This window comes from Crateriforma conspicua (assembly GCF_007752935.1).
GTDB lineage: Bacteria > Planctomycetota > Planctomycetia > Pirellulales > Pirellulaceae > Crateriforma > Crateriforma conspicua.
Genome location: NZ_CP036319.1, coordinates 6,164,237 through 6,179,180, shown reverse-complemented (window position 1 = coordinate 6,179,180; position 14,944 = coordinate 6,164,237). Strand labels below are relative to the sequence as shown.

Genomic DNA, 14,944 nt, shown 5'->3' with positions numbered 1-14,944 from the left:
TCGCCGCTGGATCCGTAAAGGACCGATGAAGATTTCCTGTGGCTCACCTCCGTCGTGGGGCCTAGGTGTCGTCAGAGGCTTCATCGGAGGGCTGAGCCAGCAGGGCGTCGGAGATCGTCAGCGTTTCGCGGATCAGCAGGTCGACACGGTCAGAAATGCTGTCGTCGGCCAGGGAGTTGCCTTCGAAACTTTCGCCGGTCGCATAGATGAAACGCGGCACGATCAGACAGCGAAAATCCAACATCAGGCTATTCGCCAGCCCCATCGCTGACATGTAACTGCCGGCACCGCCGGCGGCCAGCATCAGTCCAACGACCTTGCCGGTCCAAGCTTTGCCGGTCAATTCCACCGCGTTCTTGATGGCCGCGTTGACGTCATAGTTGTAGACCGGCGACGCGATCAGAACGGCTTCGGCGTCGCGAATCCGTTGGGCCAGATCGGCCACGTTCTCGTGCCCATAGGCGGTGGCGCCGTCGCAGGGAGGCAGTGGGGTTTCGGCCAGGTCAAAGAAGTGACACTGGCGGCCTTGTTGGACCAGGCGTTGATGCGTCGCCTTGGCCAAAATGCGGCTGCGGCTGGTCGGGTGCAGGCTGGAGCTGAGAACAAGCAACATGAACGAATCCTTGGCGTCGTGAATCGCCAATGATTGTTTCGGACCTTACGTCCAGGGGGAAGGCCGTCGGTGATGGCTTTCCCGACGTGATTGCTTTTTTCGAGAGGATTCAAACGCCCCAGGATTCCGCATCCAAACTCGTTTCGGAATCCATCCCCAGGCGGTTCTTCAGCATGGTGAATCGGTTCAGGTAGGCTTCGCTGCTGCTGTGGACGTGTTCCGCCTCGGTGATGAATTTCAGTTTTTCATCGGGGTACACGTCGCCTTGGATCAGCACTTGCCGAAAGTCGTCCAGTGGTTCGCCGTAGGCGATCAACAGTTTGTGTTCATCCAATTGGACTTCCTGTTTCTTGGCCGGGTTGATCACCGCGATCCCGGTGCAGCCGTCATTGAGCAACAGGTCTTCGAATTCCCACAGGATGCTGTTGAGCACCGGGACATCAATGTGTTCGCGGTACAGATCTTCGTCGCGGCCGCGGGCGTGATGGCTGGATTCCAACGCGACGTCGACCACCGCGCCGAGTGGTTCGATCAGCTCCAGGAACAGTTCCATCAGGCTGCCGCGTGTGGCCGAAGCCATGATCACCGGGGTCCGTGTCTTGCTGGCTTCGTCGACGTATTCGTCGTAGCGGAAGCCTTGCCTTGGCTTGATTTGCACGTCGTAGGACGGTCGGATCGCGTCGGTCAATTCGAACGCATCGTAGGTCCGGATGCCCATGTGGACTTGCAGTTCTTCGTCGCTTAACGATTCAAAGCTTCCCGATGCTTTGCCGGTGGCGTCGCTGGCGTTGGTTCGAAGGATGCGTTTCAGGAAGCCCATGATTGAAACTCTGTGGCGTTAGCCCTTGGATAATGACGACCCCGTCTTGGTCGCCTCGGATGCCGTGCGTGTGCGAAACTTGATCGACCGCACCGACGACCCTGTACACCCAACGCTAGGCCCCGATCCGCCCGCAAGCGTGCCGAAGTGAACCGCCGAACGGCAAATCTGGGAACCGAAGGTCACCCCAAGCGTCAAAGGCGGAAGAGTTGATACGACCGCGCTGATTGCGATAGCCGACGAAAGATCGCCCTCCCGTGGCCGACGGCGACATCGAATGGTCCAGCGGCGGAGGGACAAATCGGGTAATCGGGATAGACTGGTGGGGGCACCCGGCGTTGCTTGTTGCCCTTGGGCAGGTCATTGGCCCGACCGGCCCGGCGGTTTTCCGATGGGCGTTGGGCGTGTTCCAATGGTGCGATCGGATGGACCGAATGTTCACGCGACATCATTGAATCAAGTCTTTTCTTCGATCCCCCATTGCTTCTTACTGGCACGGTTAGGACCCAACATGATCGATCCCATCGCAGATTCGCCGCACGCGATCCGACAGGCCGCGTGGGCTTTGCCGCTGACGCACGGACTGGGGGTGATATTGGCACTCGGGCTGTGCGTGGGATGCGATTTGCCGGAACGACCGATCGTGGATAAGAAACCCGCGGCTCGGCCGACCGTGCCCAGCGACGAAGAGACGTTCGAGGTTCCCACCACGGTGTGGAACGATGACTGGGATGCCTGGTTTTACTACGTGATGGATCAGCGACCGGTCGGGTACAGCCACATTTCTGCCCGCATGGGTGGCCAGCGACGCGACGACTTTCTGATCGATGTACCTGCCGCGCCGGCGTTGGAACTGATGCGGACCGAGACCCGTTCCAATTCGCTGTGGTTTGATGTCCGCGACGTGATCCGGTTTGATCGCGGAAATGCATCCTTTATTCAATCACTAAGCCAGGTGACGCGTGAGTCGGTCGAGGGGGAACTGCGTTCGTTTTGGAGTCAATTGCGCGTGGGCCCCGCCGAAACACAATCGATCGGCGTGGTCGAAAATGATCAGCTGTCGATTGAAACGTTTCGCGGTCAACGCCGGATCACGCAAAACGCTCCATGGGAAGACAGTGTGCGGGGGGCGATGGCGGTGATTCAGTCGCTGCAGTCCAGCCCCATGCAGCCGGGGGAAACACGAAAGATCAAACACATCCTGCCGATCACCAATGAACTGGCCACGGTGAATCTGAGCGCCATTTCCAAGACATCCGTGCCCTGGCACGACGGTACCACGCGAATGTTGTTGGAAGTCATCGAAGAAGTGAACACCGGCGGACAGACCAGTAATGAACTGGTTTTGTGGGTCGACGATGAAGGCCAGATCCAGCGGACGTTCACACCTGCGCTTCGATTGTTGTCATACCGCGTGAACGAAGAAGAATTGCCCGACTTGTTGGAACCGGCGGACGGCCCGGGAGCCCAACTGGACACTGACAACTTGGCGATGACGCCCCCGGCATGGGCGGCGGTCGAAGGCAAAAAGATCGATGCCCCCGAGCGGGCGTCCCGAGTGGCGTTTGTGATCACGCCGATCCGCGAAAATCCGGACCAACCGACGGTCCTGGAACCCGCACCGGATCAATACTTCAATCGCATGAAGGATGGGCGGATTCGTCTGTTGATCAGCCGCCAACGTGAAAAGATCAGTCAGGGATTCGAGCCGTACGAGACCGAATCCGGCCCCGGTGACACTCGCCCGACGTCCTTGTTGAACTTCAACGCATCCAACGTTCGAGAACTGGGACGCGTTGCGTTGAAAGGGTTGGACCTGACCGAGCGAGAAATGGCGGTGGAACTGAATCGCACGGTTCACACTTTGGTTCAGCAGTCCACCTACGCGGGACAGTTCACCCGCGCGTCGGATGTTTTGCTGGCGTCCCAGGGCGGTGCGATGGAGTCGTCGGTCTTGCTGGCCGCTCTTTTGCGTGAACGCAAACTGCCGTCGCGGTTGGCACTCGGGTTGGTCTATGTGCCGGGAGACCAATCCAAGTTGGCATTCACCGTCTGGACGTTGGCGTTGGCCGATGGCAGCTGGATTTCATTGGACCCGGTGACCGGACGCGAAGCTCCGGCCGATCGTATCGTGCTGAAGATGTTGGACACGACCAAGCCGATCGATCGCGATGTGTTCGTCCCGATCTTTCAATGGATGCAGAACACAAAAATTCGTGTCCAAGGGTTTTCCCTGAAGAAGGAAGAAGAACCTGTGGCGGAGGACGATGATCTGAACCCAGAACTATTGTTACCGCTAAGTCAGTGACCGGTGGCTAACGGGAATCACCCCAGAACTGCGCAACGCTTTGCAGCAATGGGTCGATCGTTTGCGTTTGTATTTCGTGTGGCGGCGCCCAGGTCCACCATCGGAATCCTTCGTGTTCGGTCAGTTTGATTTCGGGCTTATGATCGATGTGCCCTAAGAAGTAGGTCACCACTTTCTCAAACGATTGTCCGGCCCATTTCTTGTACTGGACGGGATAGCGGATTTGAAAACGAAAGTCCGGGTCCCATCGCACAAGGTCCGGGGAAACACCGATCTCTTCTTCCATTTCCCGCTTGGCGGTCTGCAAATCGTCTTCGCCCGGATCGCGATGCCCTTTGGGTAAATCCCAGCGATTCGGGTGTCGCATCAACAGGAACTCGCTGACCGGATCACCGGTAACCAACAGCACCCCCGCCGCGTAAACCTTGCCGTCGTCAGCGATGTGTTTTGTCATACGGGTTCAAGCGATCCGAACAGATGTGAAACGGAAACGAGACACGCCAAGATGACCCGCGTTGGAATCCCACGGCCAGGCGTTTGGGGGACTTGTCGTCTTGGTGCGAACGTCTACAAAGCAATCGATACAAACAGGCTTGGCCCCTTGCCCGAGGCGAGTCAAGTCGACACGAATCACCCACGAACAAGCGAAAGCCCGGCTCAAGTGAAAATCTATACCCGAAGCGGTGACGGTGGCAGTACGGGATTGTTCGGTGGGCCTCGTGTTGAAAAGGACGATGTCCGGATCGAAGCTTACGGAACCGTCGATGAACTGAACGCCGTTTTGGGATGGTCGCGGTCGGCGGGATTGCCCGATGCGATCGACGGCCAGGTCGAACAGGTCCAAAGTGAATTGTTTTCATTGGGCGCGGAATTGGCGACACCCGATCCGGACAAGCACGGCTTGCGGGTGATCGGATCCGATCACATCGAACGGTTGGAATTTTGGATCGACGATGCCGAGCGGTCACTGCCCGATTTGAAGTCGTTTATCCTGCCGGCCGGTGATGAGGCGTCCACCCGGTTGCACATCGCACGCGGGGTTTGCCGCCGAGCCGAGCGCCGGGTCGTTTCGCTGCGTCGCCACGTCGGCGATGCGATATCGGAAGACTTGGTGATCTATTTGAACCGGCTCAGCGATTTCCTGTTCGTCCAGGCAAGGGCGGCCAACCATCGGACGGGGCAGGGTGATCAGCCCTGGCGAAAACCCTAGCGAAAGGCCCCCATTTTCGCTCTGCGACCGCCATTGTGGCGATGGTCCGCCACGGCTTTCACATCGGTGTCGCCCGGCTGTTCCCAAGCCCTTGACGTTGTACAATGCAAACCGAAATTGGGACCCTCGTTCGGACGATTTGATCTGTCGTTCGGCGGCCCACCCGTCCATCGGCTCGCCGCATCTCTGCCGGTAGCCACCCCTATGATCAGCTGCCTGTTAGAGGAAATCGGTCGTGAAGAAAGTCGAAGCCATCGTCCGCCACTTCAAATTGGAAGACGTCAAAAACGCGTTGACTGATCATGGGATCCACGGAATGACAGTCAGCGAAGTTCGCGGTTTTGGCCGTCAAAAGGGTCACACCGAAATCTATCGCGGCACGGAGTACGCTATCGATTTCGTGCCCAAGGTGAAGATCGAGGTCATCTGTACCGACGAAAACCTGCAAACGGTGATTGACACCATTTTGCAGACCGCCCAAACCGGCCAGATCGGTGACGGTAAAATCTTCGTGACCAACTTGGAAGATTCGATCCGGATCCGTACCGGTGAACGTGGCGAAGAAGCGCTGTAGGCAACGCCGAAGCATCACGCCGATGGTGATGGTCGGGGCCTGCCGGTTCGAACCAACGTCTGTTTCAGGCGATCAGCCGTCTTGCGGTCGATAGATTCGCCAAGCGGGGCTGTGTCGCAGCCGACGTTTGTTTTGCCTTATGCCGCAGCCCGGTTGGTGTGTCAGGTTTTTGGCCGTCACGCCGTGTGAAGGTCGATGAGAAAAAAGGGCGGCCGCTGTGGATCGCGACCGTCTTGTTTGCGGAATTGATTCACTGAATTCAATTACATGTCTTTTCAACCAGTCGTTCTAGCAGCGCGAGAGCGGCTGGCTCAGGTACGCGAAAAGATCCGTGGCCAACACGCCGACGGGTCGCCCGGATTCCAAGTCGCCAACCGTATGGCCGACTTGTACGACGATGTCGTTTTGATGGTTTGGGAATCCGCGTCGCGGAAGCTGCAGCATGATCTGGGGTTTCGCGGTTTAGCGTTGGTCGCGCACGGTGGATTCGGACGCCGCGACTTGGCGCCATTTTCCGACGTCGATTTGATGTTGTTGACGACGGCGAGATCCGCGGGTTTGGCGACCGAAGTAGCCGGCATTCTGACACGTGATTTGGTCGATGCCGGGCTGGACCTGGGGTTTTCCATTCGCGGTCCGGCCGAAGCCTGCAAGCGGGCCTGGACCGATCCGGTCATTTTTTCATCGCTGGCGGAATCACGTTTTCTGGCGGGCAGTTCCACGGTGTTCGGTCAGTATTTTGATCGGCTGCGAAAGGGCAGCATCCGACGCCAGTATCGTTTGACCAAAACCGTGGTCGAAGCGCGAAGAAGCGAACGCCTGAAATGGGGCGAGACTAACTATCTGTTGCGTCCGAACGTCAAGAAGTCGCGTGGTGCACTTCGTGATATCCAGCTGGTCCGTTGGATCGGGTTTGCCCGCAGTGGCGAATCGGATTTGGAGAAGCTGTATCGGCTGGGAGCGCTTCCGGCAGAAGATTTACGACAACTACGTCACGCATACGCGTTCATGTTGCGATTGCGGAATGAGCTTCACTTTCGAGCCGGTCGCAGCCAAGACGTGCTGGATCGCGCGACGCAAATGGAGATCGCTGAACAGTGGGGGTATGAGAACAGCGAAGGCGTGCTGGCGGTCGAGCATTTCATGCAGGACTATTTCGAACACACACAGAACGTCCGCTATGCCGCTGCCTATTTCACCGACGACACGCTGTCGCAATCACGATTGTCACGCGTTAGTGAACGGGCTCTGTCACGCAAGTTGACCGAAAACATCCGGATGGGGCCGACGCAAATCTGGGTGGTCGATTCCGATCTGGACCGCTTCGCCACCAGCCTGCCGGACGTGTTGCGGTTGATGAATTTGGCCAACCAACACTTCAAACGGATTTCGCACCGAACCTGGCAAGCGATTCGGCATTCGATGGCCCGTCGCAACCCCAGTCCACCGGATCCCGATTCGATCAATGCGTTTTTGGGGCTGTTAAGCAAGCCGGGGCGGTTGGCTTCGCTGTTGCGACGGTTGCATGAATTGCGTGTCTTGGAACAGCTGATCCCACCGATGAAACGGTGCCGAGGCTTGTTGCAGTTCAACGCGTATCACAAGTACACGGTTGACGCACACTGCATTCGCGCGGTCGAAGCGGCGACGAAGTTAGAAGAGTATTCGTCGTCGATGGCGCGGCGGTATGCCCGACTGAAGGACAAGGCCATTCTGCACTTGGCATTGTTGATTCATGACCTTGGCAAAGGCTATGAAGAAGACCACTGTGAAGTCGGGCGGCGGATCGCCGGTGAAATCGCGGATCATCTGGAGTTGGACGACGCCAGTCGCGAAACTTTGCAATGGCTGGTTCACAAACACCTGATCGTCAACGTCGCCGCATTCCGCCACGATTTGAATGATTCCCAAGTGGTGTTGTCGTTCGCCGCGGAAGTCGGGTCGATTCGAAGGCTGGAGTTGTTGATCGTTCACGCCGTGGCGGACTTGATTGCCGTCGGCCCCGGCGTGGCTTCCGATTGGAAAATGAATCTGATCGAAGACTTGTATTTGCGGACCCGACGCTATTTCGAATCCGGGACGTTACCCGATGAGATGGATGCCGAAACCGCCAGCCAACGCAAACAGATTGCCGAGCAGTTGGCGGACTCGGGTGCACCGAAGATCGGTTTGGATATTCTGAACGCATTGCCGTTATCGATTCTTCGGCGAATTACACCGGACCAATTGGTCGGCGAATTGACAGGCATCGCCCAGTGGTATGAAACAGGGCGTTCGTCGTGCTGTGTCGCAAACTATGATTCCAGTTTCTTGGCGATGCGATACACCGTGTTGCATCGCGAAGCACGCCGAAATATTGGAACGTTCGCACGCAGCACCGGCGCGCTTAGCGGTTTGGGGTTGCAGATCATGCGTGCCGATGTCGACACGATCGAAGTGGATGATCAAGAGGTGGCTTGGGATTCGTTTTGGGTGTTGGATCCCGATCATGAAAACCCACCACCTCAACACCGGGTGAATGAAGTCTGCAACCACGTTTGCCGATTGCTGGCCGATCCGACAGCGCCGGTGACTGCCCACCGAGATACTTGGCGCGGTGCGTCAATTCGCGAGCCTGATTCGGTGAATGTTTTGCCGACGAAGGTCACCTTTGATAACGACACTTTGGAACAGTACACCATATTGTCGTTGTTCGCTTATGATCGTCAGGGCTTGTTGTATCGCGTGGCTCGTGCGATGGCCGAACTGTCAATCGTGCTGCACTTTGCCAAGATCGACACGCACCTGGATCAGATCGCCGACGTCTTTTATGTCACCGAATCTGATGGCAACAAGATCGTTGATTCGACGCGTCAAAAAGTCGTCCAGCAGTCCATCTTGGAATCGCTGGAAATGGCCGGGCGTCGCGTGTAAGACTTTGCCGGTTTTACGGCAAAGATCGATCGACGTCATCGAAACGGGATAACAAATTCAAGACGATCGATCCGGATCGAAGGATCACCAATGTTGATGCGAATCAGCGAACGATTTTGGATCGCATTGGTTCTCACGCGGGGGGCTTTCAAAGCCTACGCCAAATTTCTTCAGCTTGTTTGCACCGGCGCAACGGCGCGGCAATGGTTTGGTGGTTCAATGACCGCCTTCGTTTGTTGATTCCCCCCGCCGCGGTAACCAACCCGCGGATAGATGTGGTTCAGGTTACCACGATTCCGGGACGCGAATCCGACGCGGTGATCGAACAGCTATATGCGTTGATTTCGATTTGGTTTGGCCTGGCAAGCAGATGCACGCCAAGCGAGTCGATTTCGACTGGCCGTCATCCATCCCGGTGCATTCGCCCATGCCACGCGACGTGGCGTCGGCAATGCACCGGGGAATGACGCAACGTGTGACGCATGGGATCAATCATGGCCGGTGGCAAACACCATGGCCGTTGTGATCGACCGCGTCACCGCCACAGGCTGTTGGGTCTTCTTTTGAATTCCGCGTAGGAAGACTGTGGGTTTTAGACGCCGACGGGATTCTGTTCGAACAAGTGTTCCCTTTCAACAAGGAAGTCTGTTTATGCGTACCTTCGCGACACTTGCCATCATTTTGCTGTTGGTCACCCTGGCGGTTCCAGCATCGGCCGATGCCGATTTGGATGCACTGCTGGGCGAATTGTCTTTCGGAGAATCCCAATTAGTCAGCGACAACGCGATGCCGTCGGACGCTGAAGAAGCCATTGATCAGTTGCCACCCCCGGACGCCAACGTTGCCAGCGAACAGCCGGAATTGGGGTTCGCCAGCGATGGCATGATCGAATCGGATCAAGATGACCTTGCCCTGACCGACCCGATTCCGGCGTCAGGAACACTGGTTCAGCAACAGCCGGCGTATCAGGCGACACCGTCCGTTGAACTTGCACCGCAAACGGCCATCGGTCCCGCTGTCGAACAACCCACCGCATTGCCACAGCCGATCGTATCGGAAAATACTGCCATGGCCGGGGCCGCCCATCAGGCCGCTTGTTCGTGCAATCAGTGCAGCGGACATGGGGCGAACATGCGGGGTCAGGCAAGCTATGCGGGTTGTAGCTCGGGGCAATGTGGTTCGGCCTATCAATGCACGCCGCACCGCAAGCCGACTCTGCCGCCACCATCAACGTTTCAACAGGTGTTCCACAGTCGATCGGCCAACGCCGATCTATGGGCCGGCTATGAAGCCGAGGCGGCGCATCGCGAAGCACACGCCTACAAACATGTTCGCGGCGAATGCGACTGCTTTAAGAAAAAATCCTGTTTCCTGCACCGGGCATCGCCGCCGGTGTACCGAGGGGCCTGTGACGAGTGTCAATGTTCGTCAGGGGGCTGTGACTGTTCACACCATTAGCGGGTTGTGAAACCGAAGGGTCGGCGTTCATGAAGGACGCCGGCCCTTTTTTTCGTTGTAGACAAACGCCCCGTGGTTGGACGGCTTGCAATGCCGCGTCTCGGGGGACTTTGATCCACCGCCGAAAAAAGGCCGGAAAAAAATTGCCGGCCTGAAAATCCGCTACAGGATTCGGACCGAGGTTGCCGATCAGTCTTATACCATGGATTGGGAGGGTGGAACGATCGGTGCCATCGTTCCAGCAATGATGGGCCATGGTGAGGCAGGGAGGGCTTCACCATGGCCCTTCTCTTTGCGCTAAGGCGATTTCGTTGGTGAATCGATGCCGGGCTGGCTTTTGATCGGCGCCCGATGGGTGTTTAATGAGCGGCTGATCCTGTCGCATGAACCCCGTTGAGCCAGCTACGCCATGTCAGAACCGAATCGCAGCAACGAGAAAGACACCGAGAAGTCGGACAAGTTTTGGATCGGCTTTGATCTTGGCGGGACCAAGATGCTGGCCATCGCCTACGACCAAAAATGGAAAGAACTTGGCCGCCGCCGTCGCAAGACCCGCGGACGTGATTCGTCCGACAGCGGTTTGGACCGCATCTGTTCGACGATCGAACGATTGCTGAATGAAAACGATCTGTCGGCAGATCAGATTGCGGGCATTGGTATCGGTTGTCCAGGACCAATCGATGTGGACAAGGGGCGTATCTTGGTCACACCCAACTTGGGTTGGAACAACTTGGACGTTCGTGACAAGTTGACGAAGCGATTCGATTGTCCGGTGGCCGTGGTCAATGACGTTGATGCCGGTGTCTATGGCGAATATCGCTTTGGTGCCGCGAAGAAGGCCCGGTGCGTGGTGGGAATTTTCCCGGGCACCGGCATCGGTGGCGGCTGCGTGTATCAAGGCCAGATTCTTCAGGGCGCCGGAATCAGTTGTATGGAAATCGGCCACACTCGGATTTCCAGCAGCGATCGAGCAAGCGGTTATGACCTGCCCGGCACTTTGGAAGCCGAAGCCAGCCGATTGACCATTGCCGCCGAAGCGGCCAAGGCGGCTCATCGTGGCGACGCCCCGGCGTTGAAAGAGATCGCCGGGACTGATCTGGCGGAAATTCGCAGCGGTGCGCTCGCGGAATCCATTCAAAAAGGGGATACCACGATTCACCACTTGGTGGAAACGGCCGCTGAAACGGTCGGCATTGCGGTTGTCAACATCGTTCACCTGTTAGCACCCGACAAGATTGTGTTGGGCGGTGGCTTGGTCGAAGCGATGGAAGATTTGATTGTCGGCACGGTGAAACGCACCGCACGCAAACGCGTGATGAGTGTCTACCGTGATCGATTCGACGTTGTACCGGCAAAGCTGGGCGACGATGCGGGGGCACTCGGGGCCGCCGCCTGGGCGGCCAGTAGCTTTGGCGACGAATCGGACGAAGTCTAATCGATTCGCGATCGGAAACGTCGTCCGATCCGATTCAACGTTCGGCGCGGATTCCACAGCGAAGCTGACAGTAATCGCATGCGGCCTCGCAGCGGCCTGTGGCCGTAGGTTTCACCCATCGCGCGACGATAGTTTGCCAACGCGATGTTGTCCAAACGCTCGCCGATTGACTTTGTCATCGGTCGGTTTTTTCGTTGCGATTGAAATTCAGCCAAGTCACATGTCGGTATGCCTTCGCGACGACGCTTGGCTTGGTCGATCGCATAATCGTAGTGCAGTCGCATTTCTTCCAATCGTCGGCTGCTAAGACTGGTGTCATGGGCGCGATACAGATACAGGCTGTGCGGAACATTCATCAACTTTCCGACTTCTGCCATCCGTAGGAACAAATCCCAGTCTTCAAAGAACCGGTGTTCCCAGTATCCGCCCACCGCCCGCATGCATTCGGTTCGCATCATGCTGGCGCCATGAACCATCCCATGGTCCCCACGCAACAGGGCGCGATAAATCGAATCGTGGTCCTGCGGCATCGGTACCGGACGTCCCGCCGTACGGTCACCGAAGTACGCAAAGCTGCTGCCCACCATGGACACGTCGGGGTTCGCGTCCAAGGCATCCGCCAAGCGTTCCAAGCGACTGGGGTCTGACCAGTCGTCCGCATCCATTCGCGCCAAATATTGTCGGGTGCAATGAGCTAAACCGACATTCCCCGCGGCGGCCGTTCCCCGATTGGTTTGGGGGATGATTTTAATACGCGCGTTATTGACGCTTCGCAGATACGCCAGGGAATCGTCTGTCGATCCGTCGTCGACGATGATGAATTCAAAGTCCTGATAGCTTTGGTACAGGATCGATTCCACTGCGTCGACCAAATAGGGCATCGCGTTGAAAACCGCCATCTGGACGCTAACGCCCGGGCGCAGCGGACCGCTGGCCTCAGATATTCTTGCGAATGTCTGCGGTTCGCTGGTCGACAGTGTTCCGGATGCGGGCACGATGAATGGAAGTCAGACGGACGAACGATAAAGCAGGATCATTGAACCGACGATTGGTCGGAGGGATGCTTCGGTGCATCAACCGAAGCGGACGCAGAAACGGTGAAGTCGGCGTTTCCGATAAGCGATGGCCAGCTTGGCATTCCGAACCTTTTATCGCTGGCCAGGTTCCCATAGATCACCGGCGCAAACAGTCCGGTCATCCACAGCAACGTGGACGAAAATGGAAACGTTTCAAAAACGGTGTCTTCGAACATTCCCGAAACGAGGACGTAAGCGGAGATTCCTCGTACGAATGGTTCGTTGGACGTCAGGCCTACCAGCAGTGTCCAGCCGACCAAGGCCACTGCAAGAATGCCGGCGAAGATGCCGCCGGAAAATAAACAGTGCAAAACAAGGTTGTGTGTGTGCTGGGAAAACTCAGCCAGAAGGATCGGCGCACTGTTCAATCCCCATCCCGTCCATGGGCGTTGGGCAATCAACGACAACGCTTCGGTCCAGATAACAGTCCGCCCCGTCGCAGTGGTCAGTTCCGATGCGTCGCCCGTTTTGGTGCCCAGCGAAACGATGGTCGAACCAAAGTCTTCTGCTCCGTTGCCCAGCCCATAAACCAGTATTGCGGCGAAGAAGCCGACGCCGGCCATGGCGGCCAAGATTCGTCCGAACCGACTGGCCGCCAAGTCGATCAGCATCACGATGGTCGATGCCATACCAGCCGCGATTGCGGTGCGGCTTTTCGTTTCAATTGCCGTCGCGATGGCCAATGCAATGAGGGCATACAGGATCAATCCCTTCTGCGGCGACACCGTGCCGACACGACCACCACGCAACAAGGCGATGCAAATCACAATCGCAAGCACGGCGACCCGTCCGACCGAGTTCGGGTGTGCGGTGCCCGACATCCGCATGACAACGGTTTCACCGATCAGCCGTTCTTCGAAGACGCCAATCTCGGGGACGAACAAATACAAAAACCATGACACCACCATGTGCATGACGAGACCGGTCAAGACCATCAGCACGATGGTTCGCAATGACAGGAATGACAGTGCGGTCGGGATGAATAGAACGTAAATGCAATAGATCATGGCAGCGACGCGGCACACATTGGCGACCTCGTCCAGGGCAAACAACGACGTCCCCAAGAAGACGAATCCTAGTGCGACGAAGAACATGCCGGGCAAACGGGCCAATGCATCGCGGACCCGCCAGTTGGTCAGAAAGCCCAGGAAGCCGACGCCACCGGCAATTCCCGACACGACCAGTTTGAGCGCGACTTGCCAGTCCAAGCCGACCGAATCGCTCTCCGCCGCGTTCCGGAAACCCACGTCCAACGGATTGACCAACGCGGCAGCTAAAAGAGCCAGTGCACAAGCCAATGGTGCCAGCGGCGCAGCAAGGACCGCTTCCAACCGCGATTCGGGCGGTGATGGGGCGGAACTTGAGACGGGGATCGACAGCGGACGACTCATGGGGAAACAGTCTGATTCAAAGCCATGCCGTGGCCAGTGGAAAAGGGGCCCCAGTGGCGAATGCGGGTTGGCCCTGTAGGGGTTGCGCCGGATCTTCGTGCTGACGAACGGGCCGGCCATCTCAGACGTCACCGCGGACTCCTCTCCGGCGGGGGCAAGCTCAGTATTGATGCGACCACGCGTCCGGGCAAGCACCTGCGGTGATTCAACGGTGCGACGTCATTGGCCATTTTTCAATCGCAGACGCCGACGACGAACCCCACGGTGATGCGTTCAAAGAGATTCGCGATGCCAACAAGCGTTCGCGTGGAATCACCCGCGGGAGCGCACGAAAAAAGCGGAACTGGTCACTAAGGGCCAGTTCCGCCTTGTCGGGTTGCGAGCGGTTATCGGCTGCGAGCCGACGATCATCCGCGGTTGAAGTCTTAGATCGTTTTACTTCTTGGCTGCCGTCTTGCGACGACGACGCATGCGATAGGCAACGCCACTGCTGATCAGACCCAACGCGGCCAACGACGTCGGTTCGGGAACCGCGGTTACGCTGGCGCCGTTGAAGATGACTTGCGAAGAATCAATCACAAATCCGTTGCCATCAAGGAATCCGTCCAGGGTGGGATTGATGAAGTCGGCTGTGATGTCGAAGTTGCCATCCACACCGGATCCGAGGAATCCGAAAGTGGCTGATCCAACAACGACCGGCGAGTCACTGGTGAACGATCCAAACAGATTCAAATAATCGAATCCATCAATCTGGGTTGTGTTGTCACCAACCTGCGGATTCGTTCCTGCATTGACAATAATGTTGGAGCCATCGATGGGGGCGGATGGGGCACCCGGCGCTTGGGCAGCAGCCTGTCGCACCTCAAGCTCGTCTGCATCGATCACAATACCGAATCCGTACCCGGCGATAGCCTGGCCAGCACTCAATTCCAAAACAAAGTCAGCAAAGACTTCTTCGCCAGGAGCAAAGAAGGCCTCGCGTTGGATGCCTGGTGTGGTGGGGTCGACATCGACGCTAACGGTGACGATTGCGTGAGCATGCTGTGAAAGAACGGACAAGGCAAAGAAGGTCGTTAGTGCAAACAGTTTCTTCATGGTAATTCCAGGTAATCAACGTGATGGTTGGTTTGAAAGGCTAGTTATTTC

General features: G+C 57.2%; 12 protein-coding genes. 6 read left to right on the top strand and 6 right to left on the bottom strand.

Annotation, left to right across the window (positions count from 1 at the left end; translation table 11 throughout):
- Positions 1-61: 61 nt before the first annotated feature.
- Both Mal65_RS22620 and Mal65_RS22615 read right to left on the bottom strand, forming a co-directional pair.
- Positions 62-613 (bottom strand): NADPH-dependent FMN reductase, encoded by a 552-nt coding sequence (locus tag Mal65_RS22620; RefSeq protein WP_145302988.1) that lies wholly within the window; start codon positions 611-613, stop codon positions 62-64.
- Between the two features lie 109 nt (positions 614-722).
- Entirely contained in the window at positions 723-1,433 is a 711-nt protein-coding gene (locus tag Mal65_RS22615; protein WP_145302985.1) for a hypothetical protein, read from the bottom strand.
- A 511-nt stretch (positions 1,434-1,944) separates the two neighbouring features.
- On the opposite strand from Mal65_RS22615, the gene Mal65_RS22610 reads away from it, so the two are divergent.
- Positions 1,945-3,741 (top strand): transglutaminase domain-containing protein, encoded by a 1,797-nt coding sequence (locus tag Mal65_RS22610; RefSeq protein WP_165701467.1) that lies wholly within the window; start codon positions 1,945-1,947, stop codon positions 3,739-3,741.
- Positions 3,742-3,748: 7 nt separating this feature from the next.
- Here the strand turns inward: Mal65_RS22610 and Mal65_RS22605 are convergent, their stop codons facing one another.
- Complete coding sequence (locus Mal65_RS22605) at positions 3,749-4,195, bottom strand: bis(5'-nucleosyl)-tetraphosphatase (RefSeq protein WP_145302979.1); 447 nt, start codon at positions 4,193-4,195, stop codon at positions 3,749-3,751.
- Between the two features lie 207 nt (positions 4,196-4,402).
- Between Mal65_RS22605 and Mal65_RS22600 the strand changes: the two genes are divergently transcribed.
- From Mal65_RS22600 to Mal65_RS22580, 5 genes are all read left to right on the top strand, one after another.
- A complete protein-coding gene (locus Mal65_RS22600; protein WP_145302974.1) occupies positions 4,403-4,951 on the top strand; it encodes a cob(I)yrinic acid a,c-diamide adenosyltransferase in 549 nt (182 codons plus the stop codon).
- Positions 4,952-5,186: 235 nt separating this feature from the next.
- Entirely contained in the window at positions 5,187-5,525 is a 339-nt protein-coding gene (locus Mal65_RS22595; RefSeq protein ID WP_145302971.1) for a P-II family nitrogen regulator, read from the top strand.
- Between the two features lie 267 nt (positions 5,526-5,792).
- Positions 5,793-8,438, top strand: coding sequence for a [protein-PII] uridylyltransferase (glnD, locus tag Mal65_RS22590; protein ID WP_145302967.1), 2,646 nt, complete (start codon positions 5,793-5,795; stop codon positions 8,436-8,438).
- Positions 8,439-9,089: 651 nt separating this feature from the next.
- Positions 9,090-9,896 carry a hypothetical protein gene (locus tag Mal65_RS22585; RefSeq protein ID WP_145302966.1) on the top strand — a complete coding sequence of 269 codons (807 nt, stop codon included), beginning with the start codon at positions 9,090-9,092 and terminating at the stop codon, positions 9,894-9,896.
- Positions 9,897-10,305: 409 nt separating this feature from the next.
- Positions 10,306-11,331: an ROK family protein gene (locus Mal65_RS22580; protein WP_145302963.1), complete on the top strand. Its 1,026-nt coding sequence runs from the start codon at positions 10,306-10,308 to the stop codon at positions 11,329-11,331.
- Here the strand turns inward: Mal65_RS22580 and Mal65_RS22575 are convergent.
- From Mal65_RS22575 to Mal65_RS22565, 3 genes are all read right to left on the bottom strand, one after another.
- A complete protein-coding gene (locus Mal65_RS22575) occupies positions 11,328-12,326 on the bottom strand; it encodes a glycosyltransferase family 2 protein (protein WP_145302962.1) in 999 nt (332 codons plus the stop codon). The two genes, Mal65_RS22580 and Mal65_RS22575, sit on opposite strands and share 4 nt — an antisense overlap.
- Positions 12,327-12,364: 38 nt before the next feature.
- On the bottom strand, positions 12,365-13,798 hold the full coding sequence (locus Mal65_RS22570; protein WP_165701466.1) for an O-antigen ligase family protein: 1,434 nt from the start codon (positions 13,796-13,798) through the stop codon (positions 12,365-12,367).
- 435 nt (positions 13,799-14,233) lie between these two features.
- Positions 14,234-14,893, bottom strand: coding sequence for a PEP-CTERM sorting domain-containing protein (locus Mal65_RS22565; protein ID WP_145302958.1), 660 nt, complete (start codon positions 14,891-14,893; stop codon positions 14,234-14,236).
- Between the last annotated feature and the right edge of the window lie 51 nt (positions 14,894-14,944).

Coding starts and splice junctions, on each gene's coding strand:
- Mal65_RS22620 (WP_145302988.1), bottom strand. CDS start 613: ATGTTGCTTGTTCTCAGCTCCAGCCTGCACCCGACCAGCCGCAGCCGC.
- Mal65_RS22615 (WP_145302985.1), bottom strand. CDS start 1,433: ATGGGCTTCCTGAAACGCATCCTTCGAACCAACGCCAGCGACGCCACC.
- Mal65_RS22610 (WP_165701467.1), top strand. CDS start 1,945: ATGATCGATCCCATCGCAGATTCGCCGCACGCGATCCGACAGGCCGCG.
- Mal65_RS22605 (WP_145302979.1), bottom strand. CDS start 4,195: ATGACAAAACACATCGCTGACGACGGCAAGGTTTACGCGGCGGGGGTG.
- glnD (WP_145302967.1), top strand. CDS start 5,793: ATGTCTTTTCAACCAGTCGTTCTAGCAGCGCGAGAGCGGCTGGCTCAG.
- Mal65_RS22585 (WP_145302966.1), top strand. CDS start 9,090: ATGCGTACCTTCGCGACACTTGCCATCATTTTGCTGTTGGTCACCCTG.
- Mal65_RS22580 (WP_145302963.1), top strand. CDS start 10,306: ATGTCAGAACCGAATCGCAGCAACGAGAAAGACACCGAGAAGTCGGAC.
- Mal65_RS22570 (WP_165701466.1), bottom strand. CDS start 13,798: ATGAGTCGTCCGCTGTCGATCCCCGTCTCAAGTTCCGCCCCATCACCG.
- Mal65_RS22565 (WP_145302958.1), bottom strand. CDS start 14,893: ATGAAGAAACTGTTTGCACTAACGACCTTCTTTGCCTTGTCCGTTCTT.